An 18,490-nucleotide genomic window follows, 5' to 3' on the forward strand; every position below is an offset into this window, starting at 1 on the left:
ACCCCCCATCGCTGCGGATTGCTGGGCGTTAAGCTGCGCAGCGTGACAGGCGATGTGTCGGGGGACCTCACCGGTCGCCGGCTGGGCAACTACCGCATCGACTCGGTGCTCGGCAAGGGCGGCATGAGCGTGACCTACGAGGCCACCGATGTGCGGCTCGGCCGGAAGGTGGCGCTGAAGGTCATCGGCGACCACCTGGGCACCGACGCCGAGTTCCGCGAGCGGTTCGTGGACGAAGCGCGCAACACGTCCGCGATCGACCACGCCAACATCGTGCCGCTGTACGACTTCGGCGAGCTCGACGGCATGCTCTACATCGCCATGCGCATGGTCGACGGCGGCGACCTCGCCGGGCTCATCTCGTCGGGCCCGATCGCGCCTGCTCGAGCCCTGACCCTGCTCGACCAGGTCGCCGACGCCCTCGACACCCTGCACAACCGCGGCCTGGTGCACCTCGACGTGAAGCCCGCGAACGTGCTCGTGACCAATCGCGAGACGTCCCGCGAACACGTCTACGTCGCCGACTTCGGTCTGACGCGCCGTGGCGCCACCGGTCACCGCACCCGCGGGGGCGACTTCCTCGGTTCCCCGACGTACGCCGCGCCCGAGCACCTGCGCGGCGAGCCGCTCGACGGGCGCACCGACCAGTACGCCCTCACCTGCGTGCTCTACGCGTGCCTCACCGGCAGCCCGCCCTTCAAGGGCGACGTGCCCACGGTCATCAAGGGCCACCTCAACGGCGAACCGCCCTCAGTGGCGCGTGTGGTCGCGCTGCCGTCCGCCGTCGACGACGTCATCCGCAAGGGGATGGCGAAGAACCCGGCCGACCGCTACCCGAGCTGCGTCGCGATGATCGCCGCCGCCCGCACCGCCCTCGGCCCGCTCGCGACGTCTGACACGCCGCCAGGCCCGCCGGGCACCCAGCAGAACGGACCGCCCGCGCCGGTGCAGGGGGAGGGAACCGCCGCGCAGCCCTTCGGCGGACGGCAGCCCTACGCCCAGAGCGGACCGGGGAGCAACGGTGGCGGTCAGTGGCCGGGTGCTCCCGGTGCGCCGGGTGGGCAAGGCACTCCCGGGCCTCCGGGTGCGCCCGCTGGGCCCGCTGGTCCGGGTGTCCCTGGTGGACCGGGTGCGCCGGGTGTCCCCGGTGGACAACGCGCTCCTGGTGTCCCGGGTGGACAGGCCGCGCCCGGTGTGCCGGGTGCGCCCGGCGGGTGGCCGGGAGCACCGCAGAACCCAGCCCAGGCTCCGCCGCTCGGTTACGGCTACCCCGGCGCGCCGCAGGGCCCCCAGGGCCATCCCGGCTACGGCTACCCGAACCGGCAGCAGGGCTACTCCGCCGTGCCGCCGGGCTACGGCCCGCCCGGTGATCCGATGCGCCTGCGCCCGCCGTCACCGGCCGGCGGGGCCGGAACGTTCCAGCAATCCCGCGGCGGCGAGCTGAAGTGGCTGTGGCTCGTGCTGGGGATCGTCGTGATCGCCGGCCTGGTCGTCGGCGCGATCTTCCTCTTCGGCGGTGATGACTCCGGCGGCGGCACCACCACGCCCACCACCGCCCCGAACATCCCCGTCGGCCCCGACGGCTCGCAGCCCAACGCGCCCGGGTCGTCCCTCAACGCCCCTCCGACGTCGATCCCCATCCAGCCGAGCCGTTGACCACCGCTCGCCACTGACCTGCGATTCTTGCACTCTCACCCCGAGAGTGCTAAACACGGCATTGGCACTCGGCGCCGTCGAGTGCCAGGCAGCGGTCGCGGACCGCTCGCCTGAAGGTCGGGACGGTGAGGCTGACCCATCCGGTCAGTCGTCCGTCGCGGGCACCGAGCCTGGCCAACGCAAGAGTCCTGCTGCCGCCGCTGCTGAGAGATTCGAAGCATGCCGCGGCGGTGGCGCCCAATACCGGAGGACCACACCGCAATGGCCAAACTGATCGCGTTCGACGAGGACGCCCGCCGCGGTCTCGAGCGCGGCCTGAACACCCTCGCCGAAGCCGTCAAGGTGACCCTCGGCCCGCGTGGCCGCAACGTCGTGCTCGAAAAGAAGTGGGGCGCGCCGACGATCACCAACGACGGTGTCTCCATCGCCAAGGAGATCGAGCTCGAGGACCCGTGGGAGAAGATCGGGGCCGAGCTCGTCAAGGAAGTTGCCAAGAAGACCGACGACGTCGCGGGTGACGGCACCACCACCGCCACCGTGCTCGCCCAGGCTCTCGTCCGCGAGGGTCTGCGCAACGTGGCCGCGGGTGCCGACCCGATCAGCCTGAAGCGCGGCATCGAGGCGGCCGTCGAGGCCATCACCGAGCAGCTGCACAAGGCCGCCGTCCAGATCGAGACCAAGGAGCAGATCGCTGCTACCGCCTCGATCTCGGCCGCTGACCGCACCATCGGCGAGCTGATCGCCGAGGCGCTGGACAAGGTCGGCAAGGAAGGCGTCGTCACCGTTGAGGAGAGCAACACCTTCGGCCTCGAGCTCGAGCTCACCGAGGGTATGCGCTTCGACAAGGGCTACGTGTCCGGTTACTTCGTGACCGACCCGGAGCGCCAGGAAGCCGAGCTGGAGGACCCCTACATCCTCCTCTTCGGTTCCAAGATCTCGAACGTCAAGGACGTTCTGCCGCTGCTGGAGAAGGTCATCCAGTCCGGCAAGCCGCTGCTGATCATCGCCGAGGACGTCGAGGGCGAGGCCCTGGCGACCCTGGTGGTCAACAAGATCCGCGGCACCTTCAAGTCCGTCGCCGTCAAGGCTCCGGGCTTCGGTGACCGCCGCAAGGCCATCCTGCAGGACATCGCGATCCTGACCGGTGGCCAGGTCATCTCGGAGGACGTCGGCCTCAAGCTGGAGAACGCGGACCTGTCGCTGCTGGGCCGCGCCCGCAAGGCCGTCATCACCCGTGACGAGACCACGATCGTCGAGGGTGCGGGCGACGCGGACCAGATCCAGGGTCGCGTCAACCAGATCCGCGCGGAGATCGAGAACTCGGACTCCGACTACGACCGTGAGAAGCTGCAGGAGCGCCTCGCGAAGCTGGCCGGCGGCGTCGCCGTCATCAAGGCCGGTGCCGCGACGGAGGTCGAGCTCAAGGAGCGCAAGCACCGCATCGAGGACGCGGTGCGCAACGCCAAGGCCGCTGTGGAAGAAGGCATCGTCGCCGGTGGTGGCGTGGCCCTGATCCAGGCCGCCGAGGCCGCGTTCGCGGGCCTGAAGCTGACCGGTGACGAGGCCACTGGCGCCAACATCGTCAAGGTCGCCGTCGAGGCTCCGCTCAAGCAGATCGCGATCAACGCCGGCCTCGAGGGCGGCGTCGTGGCGGAGAAGGTCAAGTCCCTCCCGCAGGGCCACGGCCTCAACGCCGCCACGGGCGAGTACGAGGACCTGCTCGCGGCCGGCGTGCCGGACCCGACGAAGGTCACCCGCTCGGCGCTGCAGAACGCCGCCTCCATCGCGGCGCTGTTCCTGACCACCGAGGCTGTCGTGGCGGACAAGCCGGAGAAGGCTGCTGCCGCTCCGGCCGACCCGTCCGGTGGCATGGGCGGCATGGACTTCTGAGTTCGCCTGGCTGCTAGACCCGGAAAAGCCCGGCCCGCTTCGGCGGACCGGGCTTTTCCCTGTGTTGATGCCAGATCGGTGCCCCCCGCGCGCATCCGGCCGGCGACTTCCGTTGCGCGGCTTCGGGTGCTTCGCCAGGATCCGGCGGCCGGCACCACACCGTTACGCGAGGGGCACGGTCCGGTGTGGACGCAGGAAAGAGCCCGGACGCTCCCCGACGCGCCCGGGCTCTTTCTCCCCCTTTGTGGTGCCACCCCGTTCCCCCAGCGACCGCGGCCCTCCCCAGGCCGCGGCGGATCAGGAAGCCGCCTCCGGGGTGAGCACAGCGGCGGCGAGGTAAATCGGCACGGCCAGCCCGGCGGACAACACCGCCGCGGCCACCACGGCGATGCGGACCATCGACGGGTCGACACGGAGGTACTCGGCCCAGCCCCCGCACACGCCGGTGATCATCCGGTCGCTGCGGCTGCGGTAGAGCTTCTTGGTTTCCGGGGTGTACACGCTGTTCGTCATGCCATGAATACTCCGCCCGGCGGCCGCTGGGCACATCGGGGAACGCCCCGGAGACCAACCCTGGACTCCGACCCCGAGACCACCTCGGGGAAATCCGGATGCCCGGGTGTCGAGCGCCCAGCCGGCGCCGTAGCGCACTCCTGCCTGGACTCCGAAGACCACAGTTCTGCGCCGGTCCCTCCACGGACACCGGTCGCCGGCTGTACCCAAGACCTGTCTGCGCGTCCGGTTGGTTGCGCCGTCGGCCCAGCCGGGCCCGCACCTCCGCCGTACTTGTTTTCGGCTGCGTTCGCACTCCGCCTGCGCCCCGACCTCGACTGTGCCGCAAAATCGCTGGCACCTTCGATCTCGCCGCCGGCATTGCCTGTCGCAGATGCGCCCGATTTCGGGCCACCGTAGGTGGGCACATCGCTACCGACCACACCCCCAAGCGGCGCCGCGCGTCAGTCCATCGCTCGATGGCCATCCACAGCCCAACCGAGTTGTGGACAAATCGACTGCGCTGCAGGAGATTCTCAAGAACTGTCGGCGTTGGCCAGTAGAATGGACATGGGACGCCCCCTCAGGGAGGGCGGGGGCATGTCCGGGCCGCCGCCGGGGCAGGGGCTCCGGCAAGCGCGGCGTGGCCTCTCATTGTGCGGGCGTCGCGGCACTGTTCGGGCGAGCTGGCGAAAGACCCGCCGTGCCCGGGGCATCACTACGGGCCGTCGTCGTGGTCCGGTTCCGCTCGGTTCCGGCGGCGCGGTCGTGCCACGCGTGCCGAGGCCGCTGCGGGACGGTTCGCGTATGTGCCGCGCCGTTGCCCGAGGAGCCCGACGAGGAGTGGGCCGACGACTTCCTCGTCCGCGCGCACCTGGCGTACTGGGCGTGAGTCAGAGCAGCGCGTGGACGCGCTCGAACCGGGCGCGCCACGCCTGCGTGACGTCGGGCGAAGCGGCGAAGTCCTCGAAGCGGTCCGGGGCGGGAGCCTGCCGCGGCACGGGGAGGTAACCGTCCACAGGCGACAGCGACGACGTGCACACGTCCCCCGCCAGCAGGGACACCGTGCCCAGCCCGCAGGCGAACTCGAGCGAGGGCAGGGCGCCCGCGAGCGCCAGGCCGGCCGCGAGGCCCACGCTCGTCTCCACGGCGGACGACACCACGCACGGCAGCCCGCACGCCTCGGCGACCTCCAGCGCGCGGCGGACCCCGCCGAGTGGCGCGACCTTCAGCACGGCGATGTCGGCGGCACCCGCGACGGCCACCTTCAGCGGGTCCTCCGCGCGGCGGATCGACTCGTCGGCCGCGATGCGCACCGACACGCGGCGGCGGACGGCGGCCAGCTCGTCGATCGTGCGGCACGGCTGCTCGGCGTATTCGAGCCCGCCGGCCGCCTTGTCGAGGGCGGCGAGCGCCGTCACCGCGGTGTCGACGTCCCACGCCATGTTCGCGTCGACGCGGATCGCGCCGGCCGGGCCGAGGGCGTCGCGCACGGCTTCGAGGCGCGCGCAGTCTTCGGCGAGGGAAGAGCGCTTGTCGGCGACCTTCACCTTCGCCGTGCGGCACCCGGACGCGCGGACCAGTGCGTGAGCGCGGTCCGCGGGCACGACCGGGACTGTCGTGTTGATCTCGACGCGATCGCGCACCGGCGCGGGCCAGCCCTGCTCACTCGCCTCGAGCGCGCTCGCCAGCCACGGGACGCCTTCGACGTCGGAATAGTCCGCGAACGGGCAGAACTCACCCCATCCGGCGGGCCCTTCGAGCAGGACGCCTTCACGGACGGTGATGTCCCGGAACCGGTTGTGCAGAGGCAGCGCGTAGACCTTCATCACCGCAGATCATGCCACCTGCCTCCAAACGCGGAAGGCACGTGCCGAACGGCCCGTCACCGGCCAGAATGGGGCGGGTGGACGGCCTCGACTTCCGGGTGCTCGGCCCGGCTGAGGTCGTGGCCGAGGGCCGCGCCGTGCCGCTGGGCGGGAGCCGGCCGTTGATCGTGCTGGCCGGGCTGCTGCTGCGCGCCAACCGCGTGGTGTCCGTCGACGAGCTGAGCCGCTGGCTGTGGGACGACGACCAACGTCGATCGAAGGGTGCGCTGCAGACGTACGTGCTGCGGCTGCGGCGCGCGCTGGGTGAGGCCGTGGTGATCCGCACCGAGCGCGGTGGGTACGTGCTGGAGATCGACCCCGACGCGACGGACCTGGGCCGGTTCCGCGAATTGACCGTCCGCGGCCGGGCCGCCGCCGAGCAGGGGGAACACCGGCGGGCGGCCGCCCTGTTCGCGCAGGCGCTGGCGGAGTGGCGCGGGCCGGCGCTGCAGAACGTCGAGTCCGACGCCCTCCACCGCGACGAAACCGGCCAGCTCGCCGAGGAGCGCACGCGCGTGCGCGAGCAGTGGGCCGACGCGCTGATGGCCGTCGGCGAGTACGGCACGGTCGTGCCGGAGCTGACGCGGCTCACGCGGGAACACCCGCTACGGGAACGGCTGCACGAACAGCTGATCCTCGCGTTGTTCCACTCCGGACGACAGGCCGAGGCGCTGGAAGTGCACCGGCGGATCAGCGCGGTGCTGGCGGAGGAATTGGGGCTCGACCCGGGCGCGGGGTTGCAACGCGCGCACCGGTTGGTGCTGGGCGGCGCCCCGTACCAGCCGGCCGCCGAGCCGCAGGTGCCGCACCAGCTGCCGCCCGATCTCGGGGCGTTCGCCGGACGCGAGGCGGACCTGAAGGCGCTGCACGCGCTGCTGCCGGCCGACGACAGCACGTCGACGCCCATCGCGTCCGTCGAAGGCATGGGCGGCATCGGTAAAACCACCTTGTCCGTCCACTTCGCACACGGGATCGCCGACCGGTTCCCGGGTGGGCAGATCTTCCTGAACCTGCGCGGGTACGGGCCCGGTGAACCTGTGGAACCGTTGGCCGCGCTGGAAACCCTCCTCGCCGCGCTGGGTGTGCCGGCCGAACAGATCCCGACGGACCTCGACGGACGCGCCGCGACCTGGCGCACCCACACGGCCCGGCGGCGGCTGCTCGTGGTGCTGGACAACGCGAACAGCACCGAACAGGTGCGGCCGCTGGTGCCGGGGCCGGGGTGCCTGGTCGTGGTCACGAGCCGCTGGCAGCTGCGTGGGCTCGTCGCGACGCACGGCGCGCGGCGGATCGCGCTGGAGGAGCTGGACGAGCCGGACGCCGTCGAGCTGCTCGCGTCCGCGATCGGCGTCGACCGCGTGAACGCCGATCCCACGGCCACTGCGCGGTTCGTGCGGTACTGCGGCGGGCTGCCGCTGGCCATCCGGATCCTGGCGGTGCGGGCAGCGCAGTTTCCGGACTACCCACTGGGGTCCTTTGTGGACTCCCTGGAGCCCGACCGGCTCGGGTCGTTCGACCTCGGTGACGGCGACGAGACGAACATCCGGGCGGTGTTCTCGTACTCCTACCGCGCGTTGCCCGTCCAGGCGGCGCGGCTGTTGCGGTTGCTGGGCCTGCCGTCGGGGCCCGACGTGACGCCGGACGTGGCTTCCGTGCTGCTGGGCGAACCCGCGTCGGCTGCGTTGGACGCGCTCGTTTCGGCGCACCTGCTCGCGCAGCCGCAGCCGGGGCGGTACCAGTTCCACGACCTGATCCGGGCATACGCCGCGGAGCTGAGCCACCGCGTCGACAGCGACGAGATGCGCTCGGCGGCGCGGCTGCGGTTGCTGGACTTCTACGTCGCTTCGGCGTTGAACGCGTCGCGCGCGATGCGGCCGGAGCGGATCTACGAATCGCTGGGACTCGAGCCGGTCGACGGCGGCCTGGCGTTCGCCGGCTACCACGCGGGGCTCGCGTGGTTCACCGAGGAGTACGGCAACCTGGTAGCAGCCGTGCACTTGGCCTTCCGGCTGCGGTACTTCAGGCACTGCTGGCAGCTGACGTGGCTGATGTTCACGTACTTCGCCGGCCGCGGGCGCATCGATGAGTGGCGTGCGCTCAACGAGCTGGCTCTGCGCGGCACCCGGCTCTCGGGTGATCGCCGCGGCGAGGCGGGGATCTTGAACTGCCTGGGCGTGATCGACGGCGTGGTGCGGGACTACGCGTCGGCGCGGCTGTACTTGTCGCAGGCGTTGGAGCTGCAGCGCTCGCTCGGCTCGCGGCTGGGGGAGGCGCGGGCGCTCTACAACCTCGCCATGGCCGCGGACAGCCGGGACGACTACCCCGCTGCGCTGGCCCACGGCTACGAGGCCCTCCACATCGTGCGGGACCTGCGGCTGGTCGGATTCGAGGCCAACGTGCTGCGCGCCCTGGGCGACTTGTGCGCGCGCTTCGGCGACTACCCGCGGGCGCTGTCCCTGGCCGACGCGTCCCTGTCCCTGGTCGACGGCGATCCGCGCGCGGGCCGGTTCTCCTTGACCACGCGCGCGAAAGCCCTGCTCGGCCTGGGCCGGCACGCGGAGGGCATCGAGTGCATGTCTGACGCGGTGGACCAGTTCTTCGCCGTGGACGAACACTACGAAGCCGCCGACGTCCTCTCCCAGCTCGGCTCGGCCCACCAGCGCCTCGGCCACCCGGCCGCCGCGCGCGACTGCTGGCTCCGCGCCGCCCGCCTCCTGACCGACCTCTCCCACCCCGACGCCGACGACGTGCGCGCCAAACTCGCCGCGCTGGTCGGCGGCTGAGCGTTGGTGGGTAGGTGCCGCCCGGCCGCGGTCGAGCTGCGCGGCGGTTGGCCGGCGAGGTCTGCGGCGCTCGGCGGGTGAGTTGCCAAAGCCTCGGGAGTGCCGGGGTGGACGTCAGCTTGCCGGCGGACGTGGTGGCTTGCCACGGCGGAACGCGGCTTGCCATAGGGGGTGGCGGCTTGCCGAAGGGCAGGTGGTGCGGTGGTCTGCATGCCGACCCCCAGTGACAGCAGGCAGACCACCCGCACCCGTATGCGTCACCCAACCGGATGGCGCTCACTGTGCGCTCACTGCGCCGGGGGCAGGCCCAGGAGGTTCTTGAGAGTGATGGCGTTGCGGGGTGCTTCGACTTTGACGTCGTTGTCGAAGTAGACGTGGACGTCCCGGCGGCCGGAGTCGTGCCAGGCGGTCACCTTGCCGGCCCAGGTGCGAAGGGCGGAGTCGGTGTAGCCGCTGGTGTAGAGCTCGACGTCGCCGTGGAGGCGGACGTACGTGAAGTCCGCGGTCTGGTCCTCACGGTACGGCCAGCGCCCCGCGGTGTCCGCGACGACCAGCGCGACGCCGTGGTGCCGGAGCAGTCCGAGGGCCTCGGGCGTGACGAAGCTCGGGTGGCGGACTTCGAGCGCGTGGCGAACCGGACGTTCCTCGCCCGGTTCCAGGTGGGGCGGAGCCTTGAGTTTTTCGTCGTGCTTCGCGCCGAGTTTCGCAGCTTCGGCGGTGGTGCGGGGAAGCAGGCCGAGAAAGGTGTCGACGCGGTCCGGGTCGAACTGGAGCCGCGCCGGCAGTTGCCACAGGACAGGGCCCAGTTTCGGGCCGAGAGCGAGCAAGCCGGACGCGAAGAAGTTCGCCAATGCGGGTTCGACGTCGCGCAGCTGCTTCATGTGGGTGATGAACCGCCCGCCCTTCACGGCGAACACGAAGTCGGCCGGGGTCTGCGCAGCCCATGAGCGGTACCACTCCGGCCGCTGCAAGGAGTAGAACGACCCGTTGATCTCGACCGCGTTCACCTGACGCGACAGGTACTCCAGTTCCCGCCGCTGCGGCAGGCCCGCAGGGTAGAACTCGCGCCGCCACGGCGGGTACCGCCAGCCCGACGTGCCCACCCGAATCTCGGCGATCGTCCTCACCGCCTTCCTGTGCCGCGAATTTCCCCGCCGCCGGTTGCGGTAAACGCGCCCGCGCAACGGTCGTCCGGACACGCGCACCGGAGTTCGGGACAGGTGACCCAACCTGGCGGACAGTCGTCTCACGGGATCACCGCCCGCTCGATGAACCGGGGCCCGACGTGGCGAGCGCGGCCGCGATCGTGCGCCGTCCTCACCGCTGAGCTCGTCAGCTGGGTTCGGCCGAGCTCGCGCGTGGTGAGGGGTACCGGCCGGCCCCGGGGTCCGGGAGGTCGGCCGGCCTCGCGGGTCATGCCCATGAGAACTTCCACCGGCGGGACTGCACGAGGGTGCTCGCGTACTCCCGCAGGTTTCCGGGCTGCGACAGGTACGTGGGCAGGCTGAAGGCGCGGTGCTCCGCGGCGACGGTAAGCGCCCGCGCCAGCGTGCGGGGCGGCGCGGAGACGGACAGCTCGAGCGAATCGAACCCCATCGACAGCAGCGTGGCGCCGAAGCGGTCCTCCCAGCTGCGGAGGACGGCGGACAGCTCCGCGACCTGGTCGGTGGACTTGATCATGCCCGTCCAGCCGAGGAGGGCGGGAACGTCGGCCGGGCGGTCGGTCTGGACCAGGCCGAGGCGGTGCGGCGCGCGGGCCGCCAGGATCGAACCCGTGTTGCCGGCCTCGGCGAGCGGGTCGGCGCGGCGGTGGGTGCGGCGGGCGAGCCCGGGAAAGCGGGCGCCGAAGGGGCGCAGGCACGCGCCGTCGCAGCAGGAGGTGTCCCACCACCGCGCCAGGGCCGCCGCGGGGTCCGCCGAGTCGATCCGGTGCCCGGCCGGCGCGAGGCGGCCGCGGTCGTCGAGCCAGTCCTCACCGCGCGCGGCGAATCGCTGGTCGTGCGGGATGAGAACGGGCCAGAGGCCGGAGCGCTCGAACTCGGCCACGCACGCCAGGTATCGCTGCGGCTGCGAGAGCGGCTCGTCGGACACCCAGATCCGCCCGTGCCACCTCCCGGGCGGCAACGTCTGGACCGGCGGTGCGCCGACGCTGGGGCGGAACGGAGCGATCGTCATGAGCTTCCCCTCGAACTGGTGTTCGGTCCTGCTTGTCGAACAGTAGTTCGAGGGGCCGACAATTTCCAGGGGTTTGCTCGCTCATCCGTTCGAGTGAATCGAGAAAAGTGCAGGTCGGAGGTACTCCTGTGACACATGGGGCGATTGGGCCGGATGGGTAGTCGAAAAGGCCGGCGACGGGCGGGCAGGGAGCGCCCGTTGTCCACAGGGCGGTCGGGTTGTGGACAGGCAGCCTCTCGGCCGGCGTGGCCGGCGGCTGATCGTTCACCATGGGCTTGACCAGCGGTGGAGCCCGCGGCGGATCATCGGCAGCCGGCGCGATCCCCCCGGCCAGTTTGGGTGACGGGTGACGTCCGAAACGATCTACCAAGCCCGCAGATCCGCCGGCGGCCGCACCCACTGCGCTGCGCGACGCGCTCGTCGCGAAGAGCGCGACCCTGCCCAGACAGCCACAGCGCCGGCTGACTGACCTGGGGCCAGAGCGGCGAAACGCATCTGCACGGCAGGTCCGGGGCGAACCCGCCCTTACAACGGCCGGCGCAGGTCCTCCGCGTCGACGATGCGGTAGGCGTACCCCTGTTCCGCCAGGAAGCGCTGCCGGTGGGCCGCGTACTCGGTGTCCACGGTGTCCCGCGAGACGATCGAGTAGAAGTGCGCCTGGCGACCGTCGCCCTTGGGGCGCAGGAGCCGGCCCAGGCGTTGGGCTTCCTCTTGGCGGGAGCCGAACGTGCCGGAGATCTGGATGGCCACCGAGGCTTCCGGCAGGTCGATCGAGAAGTTCGCCACCTTCGACACCACGAGGGTCCGCAGTTCGCCGCGGCGGAAGCGGTCGAAGAGTTCCTCCCGCTCCTTGTTCTTGGTCGCGCCCTGAATGACCGGGGCGTCGAGCTCGGCGCCCAGCATCTCGAGCTGGTCGAGGTACGCGCCGATCACCAGGGTGGGCTCGCCGGGGTGACGCTCCACAATGGACTTGATCACCGGCGTCTTCGTCATGGCCGTGGCGGCGAGCTTGTAGCGCTCGTCGGCGTCCGCGGTGGCATAGGACAGCCGTTCGGCGTCGGTCAGCGTCACGCGGACCTCGGTGCACTCCGCGGGCGCGATCCAGCCCTGCGCCTCGATGTCCTTCCACGGCACGTCGTACCGCTTGGGCCCGATCAGCGAGAACACGTCGCCCTCGCGGCCGTCCTCGCGCACCAGCGTCGCGGTGAGGCCGAGGCGGCGGCGGGACTGCAGGTCGGCCGTCATGCGGAACACGGGCGCCGGCAGCAGGTGCACCTCGTCGTAGACGACCAGGCCCCAGTCGCGTGAGTCGAAGAGCTCCAGGTGCCGGTATTCGCCCTTGGTCTTGCGCGTGATCACCTGGTACGTGGCGATCGTGACCGGCCGGATCTCCTTCTTCTCGCCCGAATACTCGCCGATCTCGTCCTCGGTCAGCGACGTGCGCGCCACCAGCTCACGCTTCCACTGCCGCCCGGCGACGGTGTTGGTCACCAGGATCAGCGTGGTCGCCTGGGCGTGGGCCATCGCGGCAGCGCCGACGAGCGTCTTGCCCGCGCCGCACGGCAGCACGACGACGCCGGAACCGCCGGCCCAGAACGCTTCCGCGGCCTTGCGCTGGTAGTCGCGCAGGTGCCAGTCCTGTTCCTCCAGCGCGATCGGGTGCGCTTCACCGTCGACGTAGCCCGCGAGGTCCTCCGCGGGCCAGCCGACCTTCAGCAGTGCCTGCTTGAGCCGCCCGCGCTCCGACGGGTGCACCACCACGGTGTCGTCGTCGATCGACGTGCCGAGCATCGGGCTGATCTTCTTGTTGCGCGACACCTCCAGCAGCACTGCGCGGTCGGTGGTCGTCATCACCAGCCCGTGGGCCGGGTGGTTCGCGATCTGCAGCCGGCCGAAGCGGCCCATCACGTCGACGACGTCGATGAGCAGCGGCTGCGGCACGGGGAAGCGCGAGTACGTCGTCAGCGCGTCCACGACCTGCTCCGCGTCGTGCCCGGCGGCGCGCGCGTTCCAGAGCGCCAGCGGCGTGATCCGGTACGTGTGCACGTGCTCGGGCGCTCGTTCGAGCTCGGCGAACGGCGCGATCGCGATCCGCGCGTCGTCGGCCTTCGGGTGGTCGACCTCGAGCAGCACGGTCTTGTCGGACTGGACGATCAGGGGGCCATCAGTCACCCGTCCTTTATACGTTCTCCCGGGCCGTCCCTCCCGTCGCGCCCGCGCGGGTGCCAAGATGATCGGCAGGAAAAAGCTGGAGGGGACCTTTGACCACACCACCGTTCGGCGTCCCGTCGGCCGCGAACCCGTTCCAACCGCCGAGCGCGCCGCCGGGCCCACCGCCGGGCGTGCGGCGCGGGGTCGGCGGCACGGCCAAGGCGCTGATCGCCGCCGGCATCGTGGCGGCGCTGGGCGTCGGTGTGCTCGCCGCGTTCGGCGTGGCTGCGATCGCGCGCTCGGCGGGCACCCCGGTGGCGGGCAGCTGCCTGTACCTGTCCGACGTCGGCTCGGGTTCGCAGAGCTACCACGGCATCAGCTGCTCCGAGCAGCGCGCCACCTACCGCGTCGACGACGTCGAGAACGGTTCGTCGAGCTGCCACGGCGACGACTACGTGCGCTTCCAGCTCTTCGGCGCGTCGAGCAGCAGCCGGAGCACTTCGCCGCGCGAGACGCTGTGCCTCGCGCTGAACGTGAGCACTGGCGACTGCCTGCGCGACGTCGACGACGAAGCCGAGGTCAGCAAGATCAGCTGCAGCGACCCCGACGCCGAGGCCCGCGTGACCGTCCACGACGGCGAGGCCTCCGGCGACACCTGTGGCGACGACGGCACCGCGCTCGTCTACGCGGGGCCGCCGGAGCGCACGGTGTGCCTGGCGCCGGCCGGCGAGAACATCTAGGGCCGGCCCTCGGCGGGCAGCATCGCCTGCACGTCGAGCCGGCTCGGGATGAGGTTCGACGTGTGCATGAGGTCGGCCACGCGCTGCAGCCGGATCGCGGACAGCGTGGTCGGGTACGAGCCCAGCGAGATCAGCGCCGCCGTAGTCGGGTCGATGTCGGAGAACGTCGGCAGCGCGTCGCGGACCGTCGCGGGGTCGGCGGCGGCCTGCTGAGTCTGCATGAGCACGCGCCGGAACGCCGCCAGCGAGCGCGGGTTGTTCCGGGCGAAAGCGCCGGTCGCGGCGTAGCCCGAAGCCGGGAAGTCGAGCGTGGCGCCGGTGGAACCGTCCGCGAGGATCTGCGCGCCGAGCTCCTTCTCGGCGCGCGTGATGTACGGCTCCACCATGAGCGCCGCGTCGACGTCGCCCGCCTGCAACGCGGCGGGCATCTGGTCGAACGGCTTGGCCTGGAAGTGGATCCGCGCCGGATCGACGCCCGCGGTCGTGAGCACCGACCGCGCCGTCAGCGCGCCGATGTCGTCGACGTCGTCCACCGCGATCTTCGGGGACTTCTCGGCCGTCGGCTCGGTGTAGCCGGAGTTCGGCAGCGTCACGAGCGCGATCGTGTTGCTGCCCGACGTGTACGCCTCGCCCTGCAGCTGCAACGCGGTACCTGAAGCGGCCGCGCGGAACAGCGACACGTCGCTCGCGAACGTCACATCCAGTTGCCCCGCGGCGAGTTGCGTGATCCCGTCGCGGGCCCCGAGCTCGACGAGAGTGACGTTCAGCCCGGCCTCGCGGAACTTCCCGACGGCCGCGGCGATGCGCAGCGGTGCGGTGTCGATCGGCCCGCCGACGCCCACGCGCAGCGTGGTCCGCTCCAATACCGGGGGCGGCGCTGCGTCACCTGAGGAGAACAGTGAGCAGCCGCTGACGGCGAGCAGGACCACCACCAGCGGCAACACCATTCCGCGCACGTTCATCCGCTCTCACCTACCGGGAGAATGTCCCCATCAAGCTGGATCGTATGGGCCACTGCCCATACGATCCCCGACAGGGCCGTGAGCCCGCCAGTGCGGCTGCCGGTCCGGTGACCGATACCTACTGTTCAGTAGACTGGCGCCGGACAGCCTCGAGGTCGTCCGCGGGTGAGGTCCCGCGGTGGAAAAGGAAGCTTAGGTGAGCCGTCGCGACCAGCGTCCCCCGAAGGGCGACGCGACGGATTCCGCTGCGGCGAGAAGGGTCGGGAGCCGCTGGCGGCTGCGCAACTGGCACTTGCGCACCAAGCTCTTCGTAGTCCTGCTGATCCCCGCGCTCGCCGTGATCGGGCTCGTCGGCCTGCGCGTGAGCACCGATCTGCGCGACGCCCAGCAGCTCGCCGAGTTCGCCGCCCGCAGCCGCGTGGACAGCACCGTCGCCGAGGTCCTGCACCAGCTGCAGCGCGAGCGCGATGTGACCGTCCGCTTCGTCGCCGGCAACCGGCAGGGCGCCACGACCGACCTCGCGGGCCAGCGCACGCGCGTGGACCAGGCCATCGGCACGTTCGAGAAAACGCTGGCGGACAGCAAACCGCGGCTCGACCAGGTCGCGGCCGGCAGCCTGCAGCAGAGCGACGACCGGCTGCGCGTGCTCGGCGGCCTGCGCTACTCCGCCGAGCACTCGGCGTTCCCCGCGGACGCCGTGCTCCGCTCGTACAGCGAGCTGATCTCCGGCCTGCTCGACATCAGCGACATGGCCGCGGCCGACGTGTCCGACCCCGACCTCGCTCGGCTGCGCCTGGCCGGCAACGCGCTCGCGCGGATCAAGGACCAGATGTCGGTCAAGCGCGCGATCATGTCCGAGGCGCTGGCCGTCGGCAGCCTCAACCGCGAGCGCACGCGCGCACTGCTCGGCGCCGAGGCCGAGCTCAACGCCGCGCGCAACGACTACCGCACCTTCGCGACGCCCGACCAACAGCGCATGTACGACGACACCGTGATCGGCCTCGTCGTCGACATCGGCAACGATATGGTCGAGTCCGCGCTGACGCGCGCGGAGAACGGCCAGTCGCTGCAGGGCCTCGACTCCAACCAGTGGGACACCGCGGCCACCTACACCATGAACCTCGCGCACCAGGTGCAGGAATCGCTGCTCGTCCAGCTCCAGCAGCAGACCGACGCGCAGGCCGCCCGCGCCCGCACGTCGACGATCTGGGACGGCGGCATCGTGCTCGCCGTGCTGCTCGTGGCGGGTGTCCTGTCGGTGGTCATCGCGCGCTCACTGCTGCGGCCGCTGCGCGTGCTGCGGCGCACGGCCCTGGACGTCGCCGACCACCGCCTGCCGGAGGCCGTGCAGCGGCTGCTCACCGATCCCGATCCCGCGCCCGAAAACCTGCGCCACCGAGCGGCTGTGGCGCCCGTGCCGGTGTTCACGCGGGAAGAGGTCGGCCAGGTGGCGCGCGCGTTCGACGCGGTCCACGGCGAGGCCGTGCGGCTCGCGGCCGAACAGGCGATGCTGCGCGAGAACGTCAACTCGATGTTCGTCAACCTCTCGCAGCGAAGCCAAGATCTCGTCGAACGACAGCTGTCGGTGCTCGACCGCATGGAGGCTGGCGAGCAGGACCCGGACACGCTCGCGGGCTTGTTCGAGCTCGACCACCTCGCCACGCGGATGCGCCGCAACAGCGAGAACCTCCTGGTGCTCTCGGGCACCGATCTCGTGCGCGAGGACAGCGGGCCCGTGGTGGCCGACGAGATCATCGGTGCCGCACTGTCCGAAGTGGAGGACTACCAGCGCATCGAGCTCGGTTCCGCGCCCGCGCTCGCGGTGCGCGGCGAAGTCGTGAACGACCTCGTGCACGTGGTGTCCGAGCTGCTCGAGAACGCCACCCGCTACTCCGCCGAGCGCGCAAGCGTCACCGTCGAAAGCGAACAGACGCCCGAGGGCGACTGGCTCATCGAGATCACCGACCGCGGCGCGGGCATGCCGCAGGCCGAGATCGACCGCACCAACGCGCGGCTGGCCAACCCGCCGGAAGTCGACGTCGAGGTGTCGCGCCGGATGGGCCTGTACGTGGTCGCGACGCTCGCCGGGCGCCACCACATCGACGTCTCGCTGCGGCTCGCCGAAGGCACCGGCATCACCGCGACGGTGCTGGTGCCGGCCGCACTGATCGTCGAAGCGCCGCCGCTGCCCGAACCGCCCGCGCCGGCGGCTCCCGCGGAACCCGAGCCGGAGCTGCTGCCGCCACTCGCGCCGCTGGTCCCGGTCGCGGAGGAAGAGGAACCGGAGCCGGCCGAGGAGTCGCCGATCGGCCCGGTCCTGGAGCCCGGCCCGCCGCGCCGCGCGCCGGTGGTGGAGAGCACGCCGCAGTGGCCCACGCCCGAAGACCGCTCCCACCTGGACCTCGACGCCCCGACCGAGCGCATGCCGGCTTACCGCGACGTGCTGTCCCGCTGGTTCGACGCCGCCTCGCCGCCGCCGCAGGGCCGCCCGGCCGCGCCGGCTGAACCGCTGCCGGTGGCCGAACCGGTGCCGGCACCGCAGGCCGGGCCGGAGCCGCAACCGCCATCCGAACCGGAGCCGCCCCCGTCACCACCGGCGGCCGAACCGGAAGCACGGCACGTCCGCGCGGCCCTCGAACCGGAGTTCACCGGGCCGGGGTACGCCGAATCGGCGTACCCGCAGAACGAGTTCCCCACGACCGACCCGGACGACGAGATCCCCGAACCGGCGCAGGAACCGCTCCAGTGGCCGACGTCCGACGAGCTCGAACAGGAGGACGGCAGAGAGGACACCTGGCCCTTCCTGCGGATCTCGGACGTCGGCGCGGTGGCAGCCGGCGGCCCCGGGCAGGTGCCCGAGCAGCGGCCGATACTCTCGCTTTCCCCCGAAGCGGTGCGCGAGCGGATGACGAGCCTTCAAGGCGGGTTCCGGCGTGGTCGTCACGCCCGGGGGGACGAAGCCCCACGACCCGATTGAACGGATGACCGATGAGCTCGAAGACCGCCCTGCTGGAAGTGATCGCGCTGGGCGCCGAGGACGCGGAGCGCGCTCAGGAAGGCGGGGCGGACCGGCTCGAGCTGGTCGCGAACATGGCCAAGGACGGCCTCACGCCTTCGGAGCAGACCGTGCGCGACGTCCTGGCGGCCACCGACCTGCCGGTTCGCGTCATGCTGCGCGCCGCGGACGGCTTCGCCGCCGGTGACCTCGACGCCCTTCGCGCCGACGCGGCCCGCCTCGTGGCCGCCGGCGCGCGCGAATTCGTCTTCGGGTTCTTGACGGACGGCAACGAGGTCGACGTCGACGCGTGCCGCGCGCTGCTCAAGGAGCTCGACGGTCGCGCCTGGACTTTTCACCGGGCGATCGACCGCGCGCGCGACCCGCTCGCTGCCTACGACGTCCTGACCGAACTCGGCTGCGACACAGTGCTGGCGGCGGGCAGTCCGCACGGCGTCGGCCGCGGGCTTTCCGTGTTGCAGCAGCTCGCGCGACGGACGGACGGCCCGGCTCTGCTCGTCGGCGGCGGACTGCGGGCGCAGCAGGTGCACCTCCTGCGGGCGGGTGGGGTGCGCGGATTCCACGTCGGCAGCGCCGTTCGCCGGAACGGGTGGCCGTCCCCTGTGGACGTCGCGGCGGTGCGCGAATGGGCCGAACGCATCAAGGGTTGAGTTAGCATTTCGGCAGTTCTCCGGTCCAGCCGGGTAGTCGAGCCGAAAGCGCGGGCCGTGGAGGCGAGCGAGCACGGAAGAAGGGACGACAGCGCGCTTTCCCGTGC

The 18,490-nt window shown here is 71.5% G+C and carries 12 protein-coding genes; 6 read left to right on the forward strand and 6 right to left on the reverse strand.

The genetic code is table 11. From position 1 onward, the window contains the following. The first annotated feature begins 42 nt into the window (after positions 1 to 42). Positions 43 to 1,656, forward strand: coding sequence for a serine/threonine-protein kinase (locus I6J71_RS01260; protein WP_204093029.1), 1,614 nt, complete (start codon positions 43 to 45; stop codon positions 1,654 to 1,656). 261 nt (positions 1,657 to 1,917) lie between these two features. After that, positions 1,918 to 3,546, forward strand: a complete 1,629-nt coding sequence (gene groL / locus I6J71_RS01265) for a chaperonin GroEL (RefSeq protein WP_204093030.1) — start codon at positions 1,918 to 1,920, stop codon at positions 3,544 to 3,546. Positions 3,547 to 3,843: 297 nt separating this feature from the next. On the opposite strand, the gene I6J71_RS01270 is transcribed toward groL, so the two are convergent. Beyond that, the gene (locus I6J71_RS01270; protein WP_204093031.1) at positions 3,844 to 4,059 is read right to left on the reverse strand and encodes a PspC domain-containing protein; all 216 of its coding nucleotides are present in this window, start codon (positions 4,057 to 4,059) and stop codon (positions 3,844 to 3,846) included. Between the two features lie 872 nt (positions 4,060 to 4,931). After that, the gene (locus tag I6J71_RS01275; RefSeq protein ID WP_204093032.1) at positions 4,932 to 5,867 is read right to left on the reverse strand and encodes an o-succinylbenzoate synthase; all 936 of its coding nucleotides are present in this window, start codon (positions 5,865 to 5,867) and stop codon (positions 4,932 to 4,934) included. A gap of 68 nt (positions 5,868 to 5,935) precedes the next feature. Here I6J71_RS01275 and I6J71_RS01280 point away from each other — a divergent pair, with 68 nt between their 5' ends. After that, positions 5,936 to 8,689, forward strand: a complete 2,754-nt coding sequence (locus I6J71_RS01280) for a BTAD domain-containing putative transcriptional regulator (RefSeq protein WP_204093033.1) — start codon at positions 5,936 to 5,938, stop codon at positions 8,687 to 8,689. 287 nt (positions 8,690 to 8,976) lie between these two features. On the opposite strand, the gene I6J71_RS01285 is transcribed toward I6J71_RS01280, so the two are convergent. The 3 genes from I6J71_RS01285 to I6J71_RS01295 form a co-directional block, all read right to left on the reverse strand. After that, complete coding sequence (locus tag I6J71_RS01285) at positions 8,977 to 9,816, reverse strand: DUF72 domain-containing protein (protein WP_204093034.1); 840 nt, start codon at positions 9,814 to 9,816, stop codon at positions 8,977 to 8,979. Positions 9,817 to 10,102: 286 nt separating this feature from the next. Continuing rightward, complete coding sequence (locus I6J71_RS01290; RefSeq protein WP_204093035.1) at positions 10,103 to 10,864, reverse strand: DUF4253 domain-containing protein; 762 nt, start codon at positions 10,862 to 10,864, stop codon at positions 10,103 to 10,105. A gap of 525 nt (positions 10,865 to 11,389) precedes the next feature. After that, entirely contained in the window at positions 11,390 to 13,036 is a 1,647-nt protein-coding gene (locus I6J71_RS01295) for a DNA repair helicase XPB (protein WP_204093036.1), read from the reverse strand. Between the two features lie 89 nt (positions 13,037 to 13,125). Here I6J71_RS01295 and I6J71_RS01300 point away from each other — a divergent pair, with 89 nt between their 5' ends. Beyond that, entirely contained in the window at positions 13,126 to 13,755 is a 630-nt protein-coding gene (locus I6J71_RS01300) for a hypothetical protein (RefSeq protein WP_204093037.1), read from the forward strand. On the opposite strand, the gene I6J71_RS01305 is transcribed toward I6J71_RS01300, so the two are convergent. After that, on the reverse strand, positions 13,752 to 14,717 hold the full coding sequence (locus I6J71_RS01305; protein WP_204093038.1) for an ABC transporter substrate-binding protein: 966 nt from the start codon (positions 14,715 to 14,717) through the stop codon (positions 13,752 to 13,754). The two genes, I6J71_RS01300 and I6J71_RS01305, sit on opposite strands and share 4 nt — an antisense overlap. A gap of 196 nt (positions 14,718 to 14,913) precedes the next feature. Between I6J71_RS01305 and I6J71_RS01310 the strand changes: the two genes are divergently transcribed. Both I6J71_RS01310 and I6J71_RS01315 read left to right on the forward strand, forming a co-directional pair. Beyond that, a complete protein-coding gene (locus I6J71_RS01310; protein WP_204093039.1) occupies positions 14,914 to 17,694 on the forward strand; it encodes a nitrate- and nitrite sensing domain-containing protein in 2,781 nt (926 codons plus the stop codon). Between the two features lie 11 nt (positions 17,695 to 17,705). Then, positions 17,706 to 18,383: a copper homeostasis protein CutC gene (locus tag I6J71_RS01315; RefSeq protein ID WP_204093040.1), complete on the forward strand. Its 678-nt coding sequence runs from the start codon at positions 17,706 to 17,708 to the stop codon at positions 18,381 to 18,383. Positions 18,384 to 18,490 lie beyond the last annotated feature (107 nt).

It is taken from the genome of Amycolatopsis sp. FDAARGOS 1241, from assembly GCF_016889705.1.
Classification (GTDB): Bacteria; Actinomycetota; Actinomycetes; order Mycobacteriales; family Pseudonocardiaceae; genus Amycolatopsis.

Bases quoted from the DNA above. Each gene is read 5' to 3' on its own strand.
- I6J71_RS01305 (WP_204093038.1), bottom strand. From the start codon at position 14,717: ATGAACGTGCGCGGAATGGTGTTGCCGCTGGTGGTGGTCCTGCTCGCC.
- I6J71_RS01315 (WP_204093040.1), top strand. From the start codon at position 17,706: ATGAGCTCGAAGACCGCCCTGCTGGAAGTGATCGCGCTGGGCGCCGAG.
- I6J71_RS01290 (WP_204093035.1), bottom strand. From the start codon at position 10,864: ATGACGATCGCTCCGTTCCGCCCCAGCGTCGGCGCACCGCCGGTCCAG.
- I6J71_RS01280 (WP_204093033.1), top strand. From the start codon at position 5,936: ATGGGGCGGGTGGACGGCCTCGACTTCCGGGTGCTCGGCCCGGCTGAG.
- I6J71_RS01270 (WP_204093031.1), bottom strand. From the start codon at position 4,059: ATGACGAACAGCGTGTACACCCCGGAAACCAAGAAGCTCTACCGCAGC.
- I6J71_RS01275 (WP_204093032.1), bottom strand. From the start codon at position 5,867: ATGAAGGTCTACGCGCTGCCTCTGCACAACCGGTTCCGGGACATCACC.
- groL (WP_204093030.1), top strand. From the start codon at position 1,918: ATGGCCAAACTGATCGCGTTCGACGAGGACGCCCGCCGCGGTCTCGAG.